Raw genomic sequence first — 18,593 nt, 5'->3', positions numbered from 1 at the left:
GCTTGCCATGTTACTGATGATCGATAATTACGACTCCTTTACCTACAACGTGGTGCAGTACCTCGGTGAGTTGGGTGAAGATGTCAAAGTTGTGCGCAACGACGAGTTAACCATCGCTGATATCGAGGCGCTCAAGCCTGATCGTATAGTTGTGTCTCCTGGGCCTTGCACGCCGAACGAAGCGGGCGTTTCACTTGAAGTGATCAAGCACTTCGCTGGCAAGCTGCCTTTGCTTGGCGTGTGCTTGGGGCACCAAAGCATCGGCCAGGCGTTCGGCGGCGATGTCGTGCGCGCACGGCAGGTCATGCACGGCAAGACCAGTCCGGTTCATCACTTGGATAAAGGTGTTTTTACCGGGCTTAATAATCCGTTGACCGTGACTCGCTACCACTCGTTGGTGGTTAAGCGTGAAACCTTGCCCGACTGCCTTGAGGTGACCGCCTGGACTCAGACTGAAGACGGTGCGGTCGATGAAATTATGGGCCTGCGTCACAAGACCCTGAATGTCGAAGGGGTGCAGTTCCACCCGGAGTCTATTCTCACTGAGCAAGGCCATGAGCTGTTTGCCAATTTCCTCAAACAACAAGGAGGCGTGCGCTGATGGATATCAAACAAGCCCTTAACCGAATCGTCAGTCAGCTCGACCTTAGCACCGAGGAAATGCAGGACGTCATGCGCGAAATCATGACCGGCCAGTGCACTGAAGCCCAGATTGGCGCGTTCCTGATGGGTATGCGCATGAAGAGCGAAACAATCGATGAAATCGTCGGTGCCGTTTCTGTCATGCGTGAACTGGCCAGCCATGTTGTATTGCCGACCTTGGATCACGTTGTAGATGTGGTGGGGACTGGCGGCGATGGCGCGAACATCTTCAATGTTTCAACTGCTGCAAGTTTTGTTGTCGCAGCGGCGGGAGGCAAGGTTGCCAAACATGGTAATCGCGCTGTTTCAGGCAAAAGTGGTAGCGCTGATTTACTCGAAGCCTCGGGCATCTATTTGAATTTGACCCCAGAACAGGTCGCTCGCTGTATCGATAGCGTCGGTGTCGGCTTTATGTTCGCGCAGGTGCATCACAAGGCGATGAAGTATGCAGCTGGACCGCGACGTGAGCTGGGGTTGCGTACACTTTTCAATATGCTTGGCCCTCTGACAAACCCGGCGGGTGTCCAGCATCAAGTCGTTGGCGTGTTTAGCCAAGCCTTGTGCAGGCCTCTGGCCGAGGTGCTCAAACGCTTGGGTAGCAAGCATATTCTAGTGGTGCATTCGCGAGATGGTCTGGATGAGTTCAGTCTCGCGGCAGCGACTCATGTTGCCGAGTTAAAAGATGGTCAGATTAGCGAATATGAGGTGCTTCCAGAAGATCTTGGCCTAAAGAGCCAGAGTCTGGTTGGGCTTACGGTTGATAGTCCTGAAGCATCGCTTGCGTTGATTAATGATGCATTGGGCAAGCGCAAAACCGAGGCAGGAGAAAAAGCGGCTGATATGATCGCACTCAATGCGGGTGCGGCACTGTATGCTGCTGACTTAGCTACAAGCCTTAAAGAAGGTGTGCAATTGGCTCACGATGCCTTGTGCACGGGCCTTGCGCGCGAAAAAATGCAAGAGCTGGCATCATTCACAGCAGTATTCAAACAGGAGAACCAAGGGTGAGCGGGCCAACTGTTCTGGAAAAAATCCTTGCGCGTAAAGTCGAAGAAGTGGCTGCGCGCAGCCGCATCACCAGTCTCAGTGAGCTAGAGCGTGAGGCGCGTGCTGCTGATGCGCCGCGCGGGTTTGCTCTGGCGCTGCTTGAACAAGCGGCTGCGAAAAAGTCTGCGGTGATTGCCGAGATCAAAAAAGCCTCGCCAAGCAAAGGTGTGATCCGTGAACACTTTGAGCCAGCTGAAATTGCCCGTTGCTACCAGGAAGGCGGTGCAACCTGTTTATCGGTATTGACTGATATCGATTTCTTCCAGGGCGCTGATCATTTTTTGCAGCTGGCACGTAACGCCTGCTCACTGCCGGTGCTGCGTAAGGACTTCATGATTGATCCTTATCAGATCGTCGAGTCGCGGGCATTAGGTGCTGATTGTGTGTTGCTGATTGTCTCGGCATTAGAAGACGAGCAAATGGCTGAGCTGGCAGCTACGGCCAAGTCGTTCAACCTTGACGTGCTGGTTGAGGTGCACGACGCAGAAGAACTGGAGCGCGCACTGAACACGCTGGACACTCCGCTCATCGGGATCAACAACCGCAACCTGCATACCTTCGAGGTTAATCTGGAAACAACGTTGGAACTGTTGACGCAAGTGCCCCGCGACCGCATGGTTGTGACCGAAAGTGGCATCATCAACCGAGCTGATGTTGAGTTGATGGAAATCAATGAGGTGCATGGATTTCTGGTCGGTGAAACCTTCATGCGAGCAGAGAAGCCAGGGGTTGAGTTGGAGCGTCTGTTCTTTCCAGACCGTAAGCGCTTGTTCAGTAACAACCTTGATGTTGATTAGTCGTACAGGCTAAAAAAAACCGCTACTTCAGTATTCCTGAGTAGCGGTTTTTTTATGTCGCGTATCGCATTTTAGCGCTATCAACGGGTGCCGAAAACAACCATGGTTTTGCCTTTGACGTGCACCAAGCCCTGTTCTTCGAGCGCTTTGAGTACACGGCCAACCATCTCACGAGAGCAACCGACGATTCGGCCGATTTCCTGACGAGTGATTTTGATCTGCATGCCGTCGGGGTGAGTCATTGCATCCGGTTGCTTGCACAGGTCGAGCAGTGTCCGGGCCACGCGGCCAGTTACATCGAGGAATGCCAGGTCACCGACTTTGCGTGTGGTATTGCGCAGGCGTTCTGCCATTTGGCTGCCCAGCGCATAAAGGATGTCCGGGTCCTGCTCTGTCAGCTCGCGGAACTTGGTGTAGCTAAGCTCAGCAACTTCGCACTCGGTTTTTGCGCGGACCCAGGCGCTGCGCTCTTTATCGGCGCCTTCTTTATCAAACAGGCCAAGCTCGCCGAAAAAATCGCCAGAGTTGAGATACGCGATGATCATCTCGCGGCCGTCGTCATCTTCAATCAGGATCGTTACCGAACCTTTAACAATGAAGAATAGTGTTTCGCAGCGGTCACCCGCATAGATGATGGTGCTTTTTGCCGTGTAACGACGGCGGTGACAATGTGCAAGAAGCTTGTCGAGGTTCTTTATTTTAGGTGTAAGGGTTATTGCGACCATGCCCGAGTCCCGAAATATAAAAATGTGTGCCTTGTGTATTGCAGGCGTTTTCTTATTAGTTATGTGAGCTAGTGTGCCAGTAAAGTGGCGCCAGCTTAACCAACACTATCTTACACGGGCTCATTTTGCGACCCAGCTAACAACATTGAGTTGAACTTTCTCCAAAGTGAGGCTATAGCCGGGTGTTTACGGCGCTGTGATAAGCTGCCGGACTTTTCATCAGCGGGGTTTTGGTAATGAAAGCGCGCATTCAATGGGCTGGTGACGCCCTTTTTATCGGCGAATCGGGTAGTGGTCATGCCGTTGTGATGGACGGCCCTCCCGAAAGCGGCGGACGTAATCTGGGTGTTCGGCCTATGGAAATGGTGTTGATTGGTCTCGGTGGCTGCAGCAACTTCGATGTGGTGAGCATTCTTAAGAAGTCTCGCCAAGCAGTTGAAAGCTGCGAGGCGTTCCTTGAAGCCGAACGAGCGGGTGAGGAACCCAAGGTGTTCACCAAGATTCATCTGCACTTTGTGGTCAAGGGGCGCGGCTTAAAAGAGGCGCAGGTCAAGCGAGCGGTCGAGTTGTCGGCTGAGAAGTATTGCTCTGCATCAATCATGCTTGCTCGCGGCGGGGTTGAAATCACCCACGACTACGAGATTATCGAGCTCGGACAGGCTCAATAAGCTGCGTTAAGGCATCTTCAACTGATGTTTTAGCCTGCTGCTGACATCCTTTTATCATTTGTAGCGTCCACACTCTGGCGGGCGGTGCATTGCATCTGCATAATGGCGCCCCTTTTTAGGGGTGCTATGCACTTCGTACACATAACCAAAATCGCCAAAGCGAAGAGGTGTTAACCGTCCTACGCAGCCGGGTACTTCACGGTTGACGGGCATGCTCGATCACGCGGCCCTGCCGCTTTTCTATAGAGAGTTTTAAAACGGTGAAAAGCAGACTCAAGCTCCATGGGTTTAACAACCTGACCAAGACCTTGAGCTTCAACATCTATGACATCTGCTACGCGGAAACGCCGGAAGACCAGCAGGCATACGTTCAGTACATCGACGAAGAGTACGATGCCGAGCGCCTGACGCAGATTCTCACTGATGTTGTTGACATTATCGGTGCCAACATCCTCAACATTGCCCGTCAGGATTACGAGCCGCAAGGCGCTAGCGTGACCATCCTGATTTCCGAGCAGCCGGTTGAGCCGACCGAAAGCCAGATAGAGGAGTCACCAGGCCCGCTGCCTGAGACCATCCTTGCGCATCTGGATAAAAGCCACATCACCGTACATACCTATCCGGAAATCCATCCGGTAGATGGTATTGCCACTTTCCGGGTTGATATTGACGTATCGACTTGCGGCGTGATTTCACCGCTCAAGGCGCTGAATTACCTGATCCACCAATTTGATTCGGACATCGTGACTGTCGATTACCGCGTTCGTGGGTTCACCCGTGACGTTGAAGGCAAGAAGCACTTTATCGATCATGAGATCAATTCGATTCAGAACTACCTGTCCGATGACACACAAGACGCCTATCAAATGACGGACGTTAACGTGTATCAGGAAAATCTCTTCCACACCAAGATGTTGCTCAAGAACTACGACCTGGATGATTACCTTTTCGGTGATGCCACCCGTAGCCTGACGCCAGAGCAGCGTCAACAGGTGGAGGCGCGTTTGCGTCACGAGATGCTTGAGATTTTCTACGCGCGCAATATGCCCAAGTAGATGTTCTGCTGAGCAAAGAGCCCGCTAATGCGGGCTCTTTTCAGGCAAATACTCAGTCCTCATCAATCTCGCGCTGATTGATTGCTGACGCTGGACGATTGTTGCCAGTAAAAATACTTTGAAATGCGCTGATCTGGTCGGCGGACAGCTGCAATGGCTGCTCGAATAATACCCATTGCACGCCTTCTGTGCAGGGCGGTGTGGTCAATGATCCTTTATAGAAAAAGTGCTTGCTGACGCTGGGGAGAATTCTGCCGAGATCAGGTGCCTGCGCTTGGCTGATTTGTATGTGCTCCCCCTTTTTTTGCGGCAATATTTTGTTCCAGATGTGTTCAAACTGGGCGTTCTTCTCGCCGCTTTTGATCATCGCTGCAATTACTAATAATGAGCCATCCGACGCCTGATTGACCCAATGCATTTCCATGGGGAAACGTTTGCCGTTGTACAGGTGTTCGCTTGGAGAGTGGAAGTGGAACTGTAGTAGTTTGTAAGTTTTACCCTGAAACTCAAGCCTGCTGTCTCCTGCTACATTGGCTTGAATCGAGTGACCATTGTTGACAACGTCTAGCGGGCTGCGCTGATAGTCAATACCAAGGCTGGCTGATGCCGCATTGATATGCTTCGCGCTAGCGCTAGGTATATCGATGGGTGATTGGTGTGTGCCCTTGGCACAGGTGGAGTAGTTGCCATTGGCATCGAGCATGGCCCAGTGATCCGGGGCACTGTGTCCTGAATAGCTCCATTCGCTTGCAGCGCTGTATAGCGGTAAAGCTGCGAACATACAGGCAATAAGTTTCAGGCGGATTGGTTTTACCAACATAAGCACATTCCTTGTGTTTTACCGGTTGGGCTACCTGGCCGGGTTTTCTACCCGGTCAGGCGTTCAGATAGTCTCGACCGTTTGCTCGCCAGTCTTGGCTGAGCCAGGGTTCAGATTCGATATGCGCTTTTAGTCATGACCTTGGAGAGCAGGGTCATGCCGAACTTAACTGGGCGCGGAAATTTAACCCCTCCGGCTTCCAGTGCCGTGTTGGCGTGATGGCTTTCGTCTACACGCATTTGTTGCAGAATTGCCCGGGTCTTTTCATCATGCTCAGGCACTTGCTCTAGGTGTTCATCTAGGTGTTTAACCACTTGGTCTTCGGTGGCTGCGACAAAACCAAGGCTGATTTTGTCACTGACCAAGCCGGCGAGCGCGCCAACGCCGAACGACAAGCCATAAAATAGCGGATTGAATACACTCGGGCGGCCACCCAATTGGTGAATGCGCTGTTCACACCAGGCGAGATGATCAACTTCTTCGTCCGCAGAATGCTCCATTGCCGCTCGAACTTCAGGCAATTTAGCCGTCAGTGCCTGGCCCTGATATAACGCTTGAGCGCAAACTTCACCGGTATGGTTGATGCGCATCAAGCCAGCAATGTGCTTGGCCTCTTGCTGGTCAAGCTCGGTTTCAGGTTGCACCACCGCAGGAGAAGGGCGTGTTGGTTGGCCGCTGAACGGCAGCAGCGTGCGCAAGGCAACATCTGCCTGCAGTAACAGGCGGTCGACTGGGGAGTATTGGCGGTCACTGGCCATGGGATAATCTCCGGCTAAAACAATTGCCGACAGTTTACGCTAATCGGCAGTGCAAGGCTTGACCGGGAGCAGCCCGGTGGTTGTGTCGTGTGCGCATGGCGCTGTGCTTAGTTACAACGGTTGATCAAGTTCCAGCTGTATTTCTGCGAAACCTAACACCGTTAAATGAATATCTTTGGTCAGCGCTTTATCATCTGTGGATAAAGTCATGCTTTTATAGCTGTATCAGTTGGTCTGCGGCAACGCTAGGAGCAGGCGCTCGATTGAGTTTGCCGGCTAGTGGTTGGGGGATACTGCGCGGCATGGGGCCATTGCAGTGGGTTGTTTGGGGAGTTGCTGTGAAAAACGACATACACGACCTCGGCATGGTGCTCGACTCGAAAGTAAAGTTGGTGCTGATCGAGTCTTGGGATGAGCTGCGCGTTCTGCAAATGCTCACCAGTTTGGCGGTTAAGCGCAGTTTGGGCCTGTACACCTGGTCGGTGACCGAAGGTTTGCAGCATCTTGGATTTTCCGCGGATACCCCAGACAGAGAGGGTTCGCAGGAGCCTGAAGTCGCATTACGTTTGATCAAGGCCGACCCGCAGCCCAACCTTTATGTCATGTGTGATTTACACCCATTCATGCTGGATAACCCGAAACTGGTGCGGCTGCTTAAAGAAATCGCCATGAATGACAGCCTGCATAAACCAACGCTGGTGCTGGTTTCGCATGCGTGCAAGCTACCGCCCGAGATTCAGCGCTACGCTGCCCGTTTCAGTCTGGCATTGCCGAGCGAAGATGAATTGCAAGCCATTGTGCGTGAGGAAGCGGCGCGTTGGAGCGAGCGCAACCGTAATATTCGGGTGCGCACCGATAATCGCACTTTGCAGCAGGTGGTGAAAAACCTGCGCGGCATGAGCCACGCTGAGGCGCGGGTTTTGGCGCGCAAAGTGATTTGTGATGACGGGGCAATTACCCAGGAAGACTTGCCCGAGCTGAATAAAGCCAAGTCGCAACTGCTTGATCTTGAAAGCGTACTCAGCTTTGAGTCTGAAACCGCGCGTTTTGCCGATGTCGGCGGGCTGGAAAATCTCAAGCGCTGGCTGGCAGATCGGCAAGCCGCCTTTGTTGACGCGACGGCGCAGGATTTACCAAAAGGCGTGCTGCTGGTCGGGGTGCAAGGTGGCGGCAAAAGCCTGGCCGCCAAAGCCATTGCCGGGCTTTGGGGCTTGCCGTTACTGCGCCTGGATTTCGCCAGCCTGTACAACAAGTTCTTCGGTGAGACCGAGCGTAATTTGCGTGAAGCGCTGAAATTAGCCGAGCAGATGTCGCCTTGCGTGCTGTGGGTTGATGAAATCGAGAAGGGACTGGCCAGCGGGGATAACGATGGTGGTGTGAGCCAGCGGGTGCTGGGCACGCTCCTGACTTGGATGGCTGAGCGTAAGGCGCCGGTTTTTATGGTCGCGACCGCCAACGTCATTGAACGGTTGCCGCCTGAGTTGGTGCGCAAAGGCCGGTTCGACGAGATATTTTTCGTCGACTTGCCAAGCGCAGCTACTCGTGAGGAGATTTTCAGCATTCATCTTAAGCGGCGTGAACTTGACCCTGTGCAATTTGATTTGAAATTGCTGGCAAGTGCCAGTGATGGCTTCTCGGGCGCTGAGATTGAGCAGGTGGTGGTAAGTGCTCTGTATGCGGCCCAGGCGCGTCAGCAATCTGTTGATCTAGCAATACTGCTGGAAGGGATTCAGACAACCTCGCCGTTATCGGTGGTCATGTCTGAACATCTCGCGGCATTGCGCAGTTGGGCGAAGGGGCGAACGGTAGCTGCCAGCGATTAGCGTTGGGCGAGGAATTGGCGGTTTAGCCGTGCGCTGATTTTTCTCACTAGCCAGCGCGGGGCTAATTTAGGTGAGAGCGCTAAAAGACGATTGCGCCAACCAGGAATAATAATCGCGCGATTTTTATCCAGCGCTCGAACGGTAAACAGTGCAACCTCTTCTGCACTCATCATTAACTTACTATGTCTCAAGCGCCTGTCATCCAGCGCTGCTTTATTGAAAAATGCGCTTAGGGTCGGGCCAGGGCACAGCACCGATACAGCAACTCCATGTTCTTTAAGCTCTTCGCGTAGCGCTTCTGAGAAGTGCAGTACGTAGGCTTTGCTGGCGTAATAATTGGCCATCCAAGCGCCCGGATGAAAAGCAGCTACGGAGGCGACATTGAGAATCTGGCCGCTGCCTTGGCCAGCCATGACATTGCCAACTGACTGACACAGGCGCGCCAAGGCCAGCACGTTGACCTCAATCAGTTGTTGCTCTTGTTGCCAGTCCTGGGCGACGAATGCGCCGGATGTGCCGAGCCCTGCGTTGTTAACCAATAAATCAATGGAGTAAGTGCCTTCCTCGAGCTCCATCAATAAACCCGTCAACTGAGTTGGCTTGCTTAGATCGCAAGCACGGATTAACACCTCGACAGAGAAGCGTCGGGCGAGCTCTGCAGCGATGGCTTCCAATGCTTCGCGTTGGCGAGCCACTAGCAGCAGGTTGCGTCCGCGCCTGGCAAGGGCTTCAGCTAGGGCTAAACCAATTCCGCTAGTTGCGCCGGTTACCAAGGCATATCGAGACATCAGGCAGTACTCCGTGATGGGGCCAGCGTTGACCCCATGCGTGTAAGGCAATAGGCCTTATCTTACGGTTCAAAACCTGAGAAGGCAGTAGGCATTGCGACACCGACAATAACGGCAAGCACAATGAATACTATCCACAGGCCAGCAAGAACCTTAACCGCCGTAGTGTTGGCGGGTGGCATTGGGCCGTAACGGTTGGGGCCATTAGTGCCAGGCATTACCAGCATCAGCAAGCTGAAGACACTGCCGACTAATGGCACGATGGTAATGAGTAGTAGCCAGCCAGACCAACCAATGTCATGTAGGCGCTGAACGTTGATCATCACGCCGGCTATGACAAGCGCAACACTGAGAATGACCATCAAGATAACGCCAACTGCCGTTGATAGTGCAAAACCGGCCGCCGCTATACCGAAAATCGGTGCGCAAACCAGCATCAATACCAACGTCCACGCCAAGAAACGCAAGCGGCCAATACGACCATCCGTAGTAAATGGCTTTAGTTCACCGAATTCCGGCAAGCGTTCGCCCACTGGCGCTTGCGGTGGGGCGTATGGTGTATGCGTAGCGGGTGTTGGCGCGATTGCAGTTGCAGCTGGTGCATTTCTCGCGGCTTCTTCCTGTAAAGCCTGGCGTGCCAGAAACTTCTCAATAACGATGCCGCACGCCGAGCACTCAATGGCTTTGTCCTGTCGATGTCCGCACTTTGGACACGTCATCGTTTCAGCCGATTCCGTTGCTTGGTTATGGTCTTCGGTATCAACCAATGACATGCTTGCAGCCAGGTCGGGCTCTTTTATGGCTTTTGCGCCGGCGTTGTGTAGAGCGGCAATGTACTTGTCCGCCTCGTCATCCAGCAGGTCGCGCTTGAGGGTGATCAGGCTGCCGCTAAATAACGTGTTGATTCGTGCATTATCACTTTTAAATAGTTTGGCTAGATTGTCCTTGGCTGTCTCAAGTGCCACACCGGGCATTAGTTCACCACTGAAAACAATCTTGAAACGAGCTTGTGTCATGCGAGCTTCCTTGTCGGCGCCAGTCTGTCATTTAGAGGGTCAGCTATCGGCTTATCGAGCCGCTTGAGCACAGCTTAGAATCTAAAGAACAGGTTTTCCCTGACGCATTCTGGATGGTATCAAAGTGCCGATTAAAGGCTTGATGGCAATATGCCGTTAAGCGACAGTGATTATTGATTCCATCTGCTCTGTTGTAAACGTGCAGAACGTTCTTGAGCGGCTTTGTACTCGTGATCCAGTCGTGAAATCAGCGATTTAACATCTGGAATTTCATTGATTTCGCCAACGCCTTGCCCTGCGGACCACACGGTTTTCCATGCCTTGGCTTCATCGTTGATTGGCTTGAGTTTCTCGCCATAATTGACTTCGCCTTTCTGCTGCAGCTGTTCCAGATCATAGCCTGCACGCTGCAAGCTCTGGCGCATAAAGCTTGCCGGGATACCCGACACTGCGGGAGTGTGGATGATGTCAGCAGCCTTGGCTTGGGTAATCATTTGTTTGTAGTCTGCTTCGGCGTCACTCTCTTGCGTGGCAATAAAGCGGGTGCCCATGTAGGCGAGATCTGCCCCGAGTATTTGAGCTGCAAGAATTTCATGGCCGTGATTCAGGCAGCCGGAGAGCAACAAAGTTTTATCGAAAAACTGGCGCAGTTCGGCGATCAGCGCAAAAGGGCTCCAGGTTCCAGCATGGCCACCGGCACCTGCTGCAACTGCAATCAGGCCATCAACTCCAGCTCCGGCCGCTTTTTCACCATGTCGGCGGGTGGTTACGTCGTGAAATACCAACCCACCGTAACTGTGGACTGCATCAACCACCTCTTTGACTGCACCAAGACTGGTGATCACGATAGGCACACGCTTTTCAACGCAGATTGCTAAGTCGGCCTGCAGGCGTGGGTTGGTGCCATGCACGATCAGGTTCACCGCATAGGGGGCCGCGTGGTCATTGAGCCCTGCTTCAATTTCATCGAGCCATGCGCGAAAGCCACTGCTCTCGCGCTGGTTCAGAGCAGGAAAGCTGCCTACGATTCCGTTGTTGCAGCAGGCAGTCACTAATTGCGGGTTGGACACCAGAAACATTGGCGCGGCAACTACGGGCAGGCGTAAACGTTGTTCGAGCAGTTGGGGTAATGACATCACAGCACCTTATAATTCGTTGTATGTGGGTTGGGATGAGGTCAGAACGGGCGAACGATCACCAAGATTACAATGCCAATCAATGCCAGCACCGGCGCCTCGTTAAACCAGCGGTAAAACACATGGCTGCGAGTATTCTCACCTAAAGAGAAGCGTTTTAGCTGTGCACCACACATGTGCTGATAACCAATCAAAAGTATGACTAATACTAATTTGGCGTGCATCCAGCCTTGGCTGAAGTAATAGCTTGGGTTCAGGCTTATCAGCGCCGCACCGAAAATAAGGGTGGCGAGCATGGCTGGGATCATGATGCCGCGATAGAGTTTGCGCTCCATGATGCAGAAGCGCTCGCGGCTGATGCTGTCTTCACTCATGGCGTGATAGACGAACAGGCGCGGTAAATAAAACAGCCCGGCGAACCAGCAGACCATGGAAATTATGTGCAAGGCTTTGAGCCACAAATAGAGCATTTAGACTAATCCGGATAAATTTATACCCGCGATAGTAGTGCTCCGTTACGCATCCGTCATCACTGCTAGTTGGCCGCATCGTCTCAGGGCTTTATTATCATTGGCTTTCCAGTGGCTTTCAGCAGGGGGCAAGTAATGATTAAGGTCGGAATCGTCGGCGGCACAGGTTATACCGGTGTCGAATTGCTGCGCTTATTGGCACAGCATCCGCAAGCTCAAGTGACGGTCATTACTTCGCGTTCTGAGGCTGGGTTACGTGTTGATGAGATGTATCCGAATCTACGCGGTCACTATCCAGATCTAGCGTTCAGCGTGCCGGATGTGGCGACGCTGGGAGCTTGTGATGTGGTGTTTTTTGCCACACCGCATGGCGTTGCGCATGCGCTGGCCGGTGAGTTGCTCGATGCGGGCACCAAGGTAATTGACTTGTCTGCTGACTTTCGCTTGGAAAACGCTGAAGAGTGGGCGCAGTGGTATGGTCAGCCCCACGGTGCTCCCGAGCTACTAAGTGAGGCAGTTTATGGTTTGCCAGAGGTTAATCGTGAAGCTATTAAAGGCGCCCGCTTAATTGCAGTGCCCGGCTGCTATCCAACAGCTACTCAGTTAGGTTTTATCCCGCTGCTTGAGGCCGGTTTGGCCGACCCGAGCCGTTTGATTGCTGACTGCAAGTCGGGTGTCAGTGGTGCCGGTCGTGGTGCTAGCGTCGGCTCACTGTTCAGTGAGGCTGGCGAGAATATGAAGGCTTATGCAGTAAAAGGACATCGCCATTTACCTGAGATCAGCCAGGGTCTGCGCCGCGCTGCCGGCCAGTCTGTTGGGTTGACCTTTGTCCCGCATCTAACGCCGATGATTCGTGGTATTCACTCAACGCTTTACGCGACTGTTGCTGATACCTCTGTCGACTTGCAGGCGTTGTTTGAAAAGCGGTATGCCAACGAGCCGTTTGTCGATGTGATGCCCGCTGGTAGCCACCCGGAAACCCGCAGTGTGCGTGGTGCCAATGTTTGCCGGATTGCCGTACACCGTCCACAAGGAGGTGAGTTGGTTGTGGTGCTTTCAGTCATCGATAACCTAGTCAAAGGTGCTTCAGGTCAAGCGGTTCAGAATATGAATATCATGTTCGGTTTGGATGAGAATGCAGGCTTGTCGCATCCTGCTTTGCTACCCTGATGGCAGGCTGGGAAGTACGACCGAGCGGTCCTGATCGTTCAGGACGAGTGCGTCTTCTAGTGTTGTTGTTGCTCCTTGCTTTGCCCGCGGCATTTTGCGGCGGCGTGTACTGGGAGCGTCAGCAGACGGTAAGTCTCTCGGCGCAAATCAAGCCAATGGCCAAACGTCTTGCTGAGCAAGAAACTCAGTTGGATGACTTGCGGGCACAGGTCGCGATCGCGACTAGCGGAGCAAGTGTGGCGGAGAAAGCAAACGAGCAAAACCGCCTGACAATTAAACTGCTTGAAGAGCAAATCTTCAAAGAACAGCAGGATCTTTCTTTCTACAAAGGTGTGCTGGCGCCTGCGAGCCGACGAGAGGGCTTGCGAATTCGAACTTTTGAGCTGCAGGCAACGGAAAATCCACAGCGTTATCGCTACAAAGTGCTATTAAGCCGCGTGGGCAAAGATGACACCCCACTTAATGGGCAGTTACACATTACTGTCGAAGGTAGTCAGGGCTCAAAAGATAAGGTGGTGCTTGAGCTTTCGAATCTTGCTCAAGATGAGTTTGTCCCTTTTAAGGGCAAACTAATTCCTTACACATTCAAGCATTTCAAATCGATCCCGGGGGCCGGGCGTTTTGCTGAGCTTGAGTTGCCCGCAGGTTTTGAGCCGAGTCAGATACGGGTGCGTGCCGAAATAAAAGGCGAGAAAACGCTGGAGCGCACATTCAAATGGTTAGACAAAGAGTAAGCAATCCTTATGTGGAACAAAGAAAAATCCAAACCTGATCTGCAGAGCTTCAGCGGTAAGACCAGCTTGATTGCGGCAGGTGCAGCGCTTAGCGGCGATTTGAATTTTTTGGGCGCAGTGCAGGTTGACGGGCGCGTCAGCGGCAACTTGGTGACCAGCGAGGGGATGGTCCGTATTAGTGTTGAGGGTAAGGTTGAAGGCGAGATTCGCGCCCCCCATATAGTGATTGATGGCGAGGTAGTGGGCGATGTCTTCGCTAGCAAAAATCTTGAACTGGGTGCGCGCGCGCGCGTGCAGGGAAACCTGTATTACGGCCTGATGGAGATGGCCATGGGCGCGCAGATTGAGGGCAGCCTGTGCCATCTGAAAGATGAGGCGCGGCCACTCGAGTTACCAGAAACTTTGCTTGATATCGAATCTGAGGTAGTACAATAGTTGACCGCTTTTGTAGGGTAAGCGGATAATAGCCGCAACGCAGTATGGCGCATAGCGCCGGGAGATAGTCAGCATGAGCGTCGAAACCTTCACCCCCACAGCTTTGCAATTTACTCAAGGTGCTGCAAGCAAGGTGAAGAGCCTGGTTGACGAGGAGGGTAATCCTCGTTTGAAGCTGCGTGTGTTTGTCACAGGTGGTGGTTGCTCCGGGTTTCAATATGGATTCACTTTTGATGAAGAACTCGCGGATGATGACACCATCGTTGAGCGCGAGGGCGTTAGTCTTGTGGTCGACCCAATGAGCTTCCAGTATCTGGCTGGCGCTGAAGTCGATTATCAGGAAGGGCTTGAGGGCTCGCGGTTTGTGATCAAAAATCCTAACGCAACGACAACCTGTGGCTGTGGTTCGTCTTTTTCAATTTAAAGGACTGCCTTTAGCTGAGTTGCAGGGCATGAAAAAGCCGCGATTATCGCGGCTTTTGTGTGTCTGGAGAGGGTGAAGTATTGCTCAGGCAGGATAGATGGCCCCGAGTATGCGTAAGCCACTTGCGCCAGTGACACTGGGTCGGTTGGCACAGATCCCCTCCAGGCAGCAGTGTGCCAGCCAAGCAAATGCCATCGCTTCAACCCAGTCAGCAGGTACACCGTAAGCGGCTGTACTGGCAACCTGACAATTAGGCAGCAGTTGGTCAAGGCGCTGCATCAGTGCCGAGTTGTGCGCGCCGCCTCCGCAGACAAGTAACTCTTGAGTATTGGCTTGAGCTGCTTGCAGTGAGTCGACGATGCTTTGCGCTGTTAATTCGAGCAAGGTTGCCTGGACATCTTCAGGCGAGTAGCTAGGTAGCGCTTTAAGCTGTTGCTCAAGCCATGCGAGATTGAACAGCTCGCGTCCGGTGCTTTTAGGTCCCGATGTCTGGAAGAAGGCATCGCCGTAGAGTGCTTTGAATAAATCCGGCTGAACCTGGCCGCTAGCAGCCCAGGCGCCGTTGCGATCATAGCTCTGCTGTTGCTGGCGCTGGATCCACGCGTCGAGCAGTACATTGCCCGGGCCACAGTCGAAACCGTGGACGTGACTGTTCGCTTCAATCAGGCTTAGATTGCTGAAGCCGCCAATGTTTAGCACTGCTCTGGCGCCTTTCCCTTCGCCAAACAGCGCCTCATGAAATGCAGGAACCAAAGGTGCGCCTTGGCCTCCTGCTGCAACATCGCGGCGTCGGAAGTCTGCAACCACGGTAATTCCGGTAAGTTCAGCGAGGAGGGCGGGATTATCTATCTGGATGGTGAAGCCGCGTGCCGGTTCATGTCGAACCGTTTGCCCATGGCTGCCAATCGCACGGATCGCTTCGGCTTTTAGCCCTGACTCGGCCAGTACTTGAGTGACACCTTGTGCTGCAAGACGAACCCAGCGTTGCTCGGCTAGGGCTGCACGGGCTAATTCATCATCGGCTGATGAACACAACGCCAGAAGCTCTGCGCGTAAGTCATCGGGCATTGCGATGTAGTGGCTTGCGACGAGGCGGGTATTGCGCTGTTGTTCGATTAGGGCGATGTCCAGACCATCAAGACTGGTTCCAGACATCACACCTATATAGTAAGGCATCGAAGTTAGCGCTTGTTCTGTGCAAGCATGGTGTTGCGTTCTTGATCCATCTGCGCCATCAACGGCTTGGTGCTTGCCATGAATCGTGCTTTTTCGTTCTTGGCGATCGGGTCTGCCATCGGCAGCTTCTGGCTTAATGGGTCAACGTGAACACCGTTGACCTGGAATTCATAATGCAAATGCGGTCCGGTGGACAGGCCAGTGGTACCAATGTAACCAATGATCTGACCTTGTTTGACCGAGCCACCAGTGCGAATGCCCTTGGCAAAACCCTGCATGTGGCCATACAGCGTGCGGTAACGTTGGCCGTGCTGAATAATTACGGCATTGCCGTAGCCACCGCGGCGCCCAGCCAGGACAATTTTTCCATCGCCAGTGGCTTTGATTGGCGTGCCGCGTGGCGCTGCGTAATCAACACCTTTATGCGCACGGATTTTGTTCAAAATCGGATGGCGGCGGCCATTGGAGAAGCGCGAGCTAATACGGGCGAAGTCTACCGGTGTGCGGATAAAGGCTTTGCGCATGCTGCTGCCGTCGGCACCGTAGTAAGTGGTGTTGCCGCGTTTGTCGGTATAGCGTACGGCTGTGTAAGTTTTGCCGCGATTGGTAAAGCGGGCAGAAAGGATGTTGCCGCTACCGACACGCTTGCCGTTGACGAGCTTGTTTTCGTAGATCACTTCGAACTCGTCGCCATTACGAATATCCATGGCGAAATCGATGTCATAACCAAAGATATTAGCCAACTGCATCGTTAGGCTGTGTGGCAAACCTGAACTCTGGCCTGCCTGTGACAGAGAGCTGCGAATCACCCCATAAGCATAAGCGTTTTTCACTTCGGGCTTGATGATGTCGCGTTTGAAAGCATAACCGTCATCGGTTTTCGTGATGCTGACGGTTTCCATATCACTGAGCTTGCTGCTCACGCGTTGAAATTCGCCGCTATCGCTGAACTTGAAATCTAGAATTTGGCCCGCTTTGATCCGCGTAAGCTTCTTCGCTTCTTTGCTGCTGCTGAGTACTTCATGCAATGTGCTGGCAGGAATATTGGCGCGCTCGAACAAGGTCGATAGCGTGTCGCCTTTCTCTACTGTCAGTTGGCGTTCTGTAGGTTCTTTGGTCGGAACTACAGGTTCTGGGGTAATTGCAGCTGTAGCTTCTGGTTGTGTCGACGTGCCCATGTTCGCGAACGGAGCCGGCACTGTGTCTTCTGGGTTGATTATGCTCGCGGCATCACTGCCTGGTTCAAACTGCTTCGTGTCGTTATTCAGGTCCAAGCCGATGTAGGTTTTTTTAGCTTCTACTTCGCGCGTGGGAAACACCAGAAGGGCAAGGCTGAGGATGGCGGCGACACCGCTAGCCGCGAGAATGTGAGTTTTGGGGTAAAGAGGTGGCTTTTTGCTAGTTATATTTGTCATAAATATGGCTTTTGGCTACGAAAAGATGAAAAGAGAAATATATAAAATAGGTAGTACATGATGAATGTGCACTAACTGTATAAAATATAACCAAATTGCCCTTGAGGCAACCCAGATAGTGACGCAAAGGTGTAAGTTTGTTTGTAGATTGGCAAAACTTGTCATTTACCTGTGATCTTGTATCGTTGTTCACCTTTATTTTTAGTGGTCATGAGTCCTGCTATGAAGTCGGTTGAAGAGCAGCTAGCGCTAATTAAGCGCGGCGCAGAGGAAGTCCTAGTTGAATCCGAGCTGATCGAGAAGCTCAAGCGCGGGCAGCCGCTGCGTATTAAGGCGGGCTTTGATCCAACCGCGCCAGATCTTCATCTCGGTCACACCGTGCTTATTAATAAGCTGCGTCAATTCCAGGAGCTAGGTCATCAGGTGATTTTCCTGATTGGCGATTTCACTGGAATGATTGGTGATCCAAGCGGTAAGAGTGCAACGCGTCCGCCGTTGACGCGTGAGCAGGTTTTGGAGAACGCCGAAACTTATAAAGCTCAGGTGTTTAAAATTCTTGATCCGGCGAAGACCGAGGTTGCATTCAACTCAACGTGGATGGAGCAGCTGACACCGGCTGACTTTATTAAGCTGGCTTCGCAGTACACCGTTGCGCGGATGCTTGAGCGCGATGACTTTGATAAGCGTTACACCACCAATCAGCCGATCGCGATTCACGAGTTCCTCTATCCGTTAGTGCAGGGCTATGACTCGGTCGCATTGAAGGCGGATGTTGAGCTGGGTGGTACCGATCAGAAGTTTAACTTGCTGATGGGGCGTGAACTGCAGCGCTCATACGGGCAGTCTTCACAGTGCATCGTCACCATGCCTTTGCTTGAAGGTCTTGATGGCGTGAAGAAGATGTCCAAATCGCTTGGTAACTATATTGGTATCCAGGAAGCGCCGGGGGCTATCTATAACAAGCTGGTGTCTATGCCTGACTCGTTGATGTGGCGCTACTTCGAGTTGTTGAGCTTCCGCTCTATGGATGAGATCAATCAGTTCAAGCTTGATGTTGAGGCTGGCGCTAATCCACGTGACATCAAGATCAAGTTGGCTGAAGAGATTGTTGCGCGCTTCCATGGTGAAGAGGCCGCTGCTAATGCCCATCGTTCTGCGGGTAACCGTATGAAGGAAGGTGAATTGCCGGAAGACCTGCCGGAGATTGAGTTGTTATCAGCGGAAGATATGCCTATCTCTGCGTTGCTTAATAAAGCTGGGTTGGTTAAGAACTCTGCGGCTGCGCGTGACCTGCTAGGTAATGGAGGTGTGCGTGTCGACGGCGAAGTGGTTGATCGCACCTATATAGTCAAGCTTGGTGCAACTCAGGTCTTTCAGGCGGGCAAGAAGGCTTTTGCACGAATTAGCTTAAAAGCCGAATAAAACCCTTGACGGCAAATCTGAGGTGCCTATAATGCGCACCTCTTCCGGCGTAGACCTCTCGGAAAACCTCTT

The 18,593-nt window shown here is 52.7% G+C and carries 20 protein-coding genes; 11 read left to right on the top strand and 9 right to left on the bottom strand.

The features are described from left to right. The first annotated feature begins 7 nt into the window (after window positions 1-7). The 3 genes from ACN0UH_RS16660 to trpC are packed head-to-tail and all read left to right on the top strand — an operon-like array spanning window position 8 to window position 2,486. Window positions 8-601 (top strand): aminodeoxychorismate/anthranilate synthase component II, encoded by a 594-nt coding sequence (locus ACN0UH_RS16660; RefSeq protein ID WP_417663108.1) that lies wholly within the window; start codon window positions 8-10, stop codon window positions 599-601. Next, the gene (gene trpD, locus ACN0UH_RS16655; RefSeq protein WP_417663107.1) at window positions 601-1,650 is read left to right on the top strand and encodes an anthranilate phosphoribosyltransferase; all 1,050 of its coding nucleotides are present in this window, start codon (window positions 601-603) and stop codon (window positions 1,648-1,650) included. Before ACN0UH_RS16660 ends, trpD begins: the two co-directional genes overlap by 1 nt. Then, complete coding sequence (trpC, locus tag ACN0UH_RS16650) at window positions 1,647-2,486, top strand: indole-3-glycerol phosphate synthase TrpC (RefSeq protein ID WP_417663106.1); 840 nt, start codon at window positions 1,647-1,649, stop codon at window positions 2,484-2,486. The genes trpD and trpC overlap by 4 nt, the downstream gene beginning before the upstream one ends. Window positions 2,487-2,566: 80 nt before the next feature. On the opposite strand, the gene crp is transcribed toward trpC, so the two are convergent. After that, the gene (gene crp / locus ACN0UH_RS16645) at window positions 2,567-3,211 is read right to left on the bottom strand and encodes a cAMP-activated global transcriptional regulator CRP (RefSeq protein WP_010486147.1); all 645 of its coding nucleotides are present in this window, start codon (window positions 3,209-3,211) and stop codon (window positions 2,567-2,569) included. Window positions 3,212-3,447: 236 nt separating this feature from the next. Between crp and ACN0UH_RS16640 the strand changes: the two genes are divergently transcribed. Both ACN0UH_RS16640 and speD read left to right on the top strand, forming a co-directional pair. Then, on the top strand, window positions 3,448-3,879 hold the full coding sequence (locus ACN0UH_RS16640; protein ID WP_417663105.1) for an OsmC family protein: 432 nt from the start codon (window positions 3,448-3,450) through the stop codon (window positions 3,877-3,879). Between the two features lie 260 nt (window positions 3,880-4,139). Then, window positions 4,140-4,934 (top strand): adenosylmethionine decarboxylase, encoded by a 795-nt coding sequence (gene speD, locus ACN0UH_RS16635; protein WP_010486151.1) that lies wholly within the window; start codon window positions 4,140-4,142, stop codon window positions 4,932-4,934. Window positions 4,935-4,986: 52 nt separating this feature from the next. Here speD and ACN0UH_RS16630 read toward each other — a convergent pair whose 3' ends face one another. Both ACN0UH_RS16630 and coq7 read right to left on the bottom strand, forming a co-directional pair. Continuing rightward, window positions 4,987-5,754: a carbonic anhydrase gene (locus ACN0UH_RS16630; RefSeq protein ID WP_417663104.1), complete on the bottom strand. Its 768-nt coding sequence runs from the start codon at window positions 5,752-5,754 to the stop codon at window positions 4,987-4,989. Between the two features lie 110 nt (window positions 5,755-5,864). Then, entirely contained in the window at window positions 5,865-6,512 is a 648-nt protein-coding gene (gene coq7, locus ACN0UH_RS16625) for a 2-polyprenyl-3-methyl-6-methoxy-1,4-benzoquinone monooxygenase (protein WP_417663103.1), read from the bottom strand. Between the two features lie 338 nt (window positions 6,513-6,850). Here coq7 and ACN0UH_RS16620 point away from each other — a divergent pair, with 338 nt between their 5' ends. Next, complete coding sequence (locus ACN0UH_RS16620; protein ID WP_417663102.1) at window positions 6,851-8,335, top strand: AAA family ATPase; 1,485 nt, start codon at window positions 6,851-6,853, stop codon at window positions 8,333-8,335. Here the strand turns inward: ACN0UH_RS16620 and ACN0UH_RS16615 are convergent. The 4 genes from ACN0UH_RS16615 to hemJ form a co-directional block, all read right to left on the bottom strand. Next, the gene (locus tag ACN0UH_RS16615; protein ID WP_417663101.1) at window positions 8,332-9,123 is read right to left on the bottom strand and encodes an SDR family NAD(P)-dependent oxidoreductase; all 792 of its coding nucleotides are present in this window, start codon (window positions 9,121-9,123) and stop codon (window positions 8,332-8,334) included. The genes ACN0UH_RS16620 and ACN0UH_RS16615 overlap by 4 nt on opposite strands. 62 nt (window positions 9,124-9,185) lie before the next feature. Further along, entirely contained in the window at window positions 9,186-10,139 is a 954-nt protein-coding gene (locus ACN0UH_RS16610) for a DUF805 domain-containing protein (RefSeq protein ID WP_417663100.1), read from the bottom strand. 170 nt (window positions 10,140-10,309) lie between these two features. Further along, window positions 10,310-11,275, bottom strand: coding sequence for an NAD(P)H-dependent flavin oxidoreductase (locus ACN0UH_RS16605; protein ID WP_417663099.1), 966 nt, complete (start codon window positions 11,273-11,275; stop codon window positions 10,310-10,312). A gap of 41 nt (window positions 11,276-11,316) precedes the next feature. Next, window positions 11,317-11,745 carry a protoporphyrinogen oxidase HemJ gene (gene hemJ / locus ACN0UH_RS16600; protein WP_417663098.1) on the bottom strand — a complete coding sequence of 143 codons (429 nt, stop codon included), beginning with the start codon at window positions 11,743-11,745 and terminating at the stop codon, window positions 11,317-11,319. Window positions 11,746-11,880: 135 nt separating this feature from the next. On the opposite strand from hemJ, the gene argC reads away from it, so the two are divergent. From argC to erpA, 4 genes are all read left to right on the top strand, one after another. Then, window positions 11,881-12,915 (top strand): N-acetyl-gamma-glutamyl-phosphate reductase, encoded by a 1,035-nt coding sequence (gene argC / locus ACN0UH_RS16595; RefSeq protein ID WP_417663097.1) that lies wholly within the window; start codon window positions 11,881-11,883, stop codon window positions 12,913-12,915. A 188-nt stretch (window positions 12,916-13,103) separates the two neighbouring features. After that, window positions 13,104-13,649: a DUF6776 family protein gene (locus ACN0UH_RS16590; RefSeq protein WP_417663096.1), complete on the top strand. Its 546-nt coding sequence runs from the start codon at window positions 13,104-13,106 to the stop codon at window positions 13,647-13,649. Window positions 13,650-13,658: 9 nt separating this feature from the next. After that, on the top strand, window positions 13,659-14,084 hold the full coding sequence (locus tag ACN0UH_RS16585) for a bactofilin family protein (protein ID WP_417663095.1): 426 nt from the start codon (window positions 13,659-13,661) through the stop codon (window positions 14,082-14,084). A gap of 73 nt (window positions 14,085-14,157) precedes the next feature. Continuing rightward, window positions 14,158-14,508: an iron-sulfur cluster insertion protein ErpA gene (gene erpA, locus ACN0UH_RS16580; RefSeq protein ID WP_010486164.1), complete on the top strand. Its 351-nt coding sequence runs from the start codon at window positions 14,158-14,160 to the stop codon at window positions 14,506-14,508. Window positions 14,509-14,592: 84 nt separating this feature from the next. Here the strand turns inward: erpA and ACN0UH_RS16575 are convergent, their stop codons facing one another. Both ACN0UH_RS16575 and ACN0UH_RS16570 read right to left on the bottom strand, forming a co-directional pair. After that, window positions 14,593-15,684, bottom strand: a complete 1,092-nt coding sequence (locus tag ACN0UH_RS16575) for an anhydro-N-acetylmuramic acid kinase (protein ID WP_417663094.1) — start codon at window positions 15,682-15,684, stop codon at window positions 14,593-14,595. A 5-nt stretch (window positions 15,685-15,689) separates the two neighbouring features. Next, window positions 15,690-17,099 carry a peptidoglycan DD-metalloendopeptidase family protein gene (locus ACN0UH_RS16570; protein WP_417663093.1) on the bottom strand — a complete coding sequence of 470 codons (1,410 nt, stop codon included), beginning with the start codon at window positions 17,097-17,099 and terminating at the stop codon, window positions 15,690-15,692. Window positions 17,100-17,321: 222 nt separating this feature from the next. Here ACN0UH_RS16570 and tyrS point away from each other — a divergent pair, with 222 nt between their 5' ends. After that, on the top strand, window positions 17,322-18,521 hold the full coding sequence (tyrS, locus tag ACN0UH_RS16565; protein ID WP_087515471.1) for a tyrosine--tRNA ligase: 1,200 nt from the start codon (window positions 17,322-17,324) through the stop codon (window positions 18,519-18,521). Window positions 18,522-18,593: the final 72 nt, after the last annotated feature.

This window comes from Pseudomonas sp., assembly GCF_048265905.1.
Classification (GTDB): Bacteria; Pseudomonadota; Gammaproteobacteria; order Pseudomonadales; family Pseudomonadaceae; genus Aquipseudomonas.
This window is presented reverse-complemented; position numbering and strand designations above follow the sequence as displayed.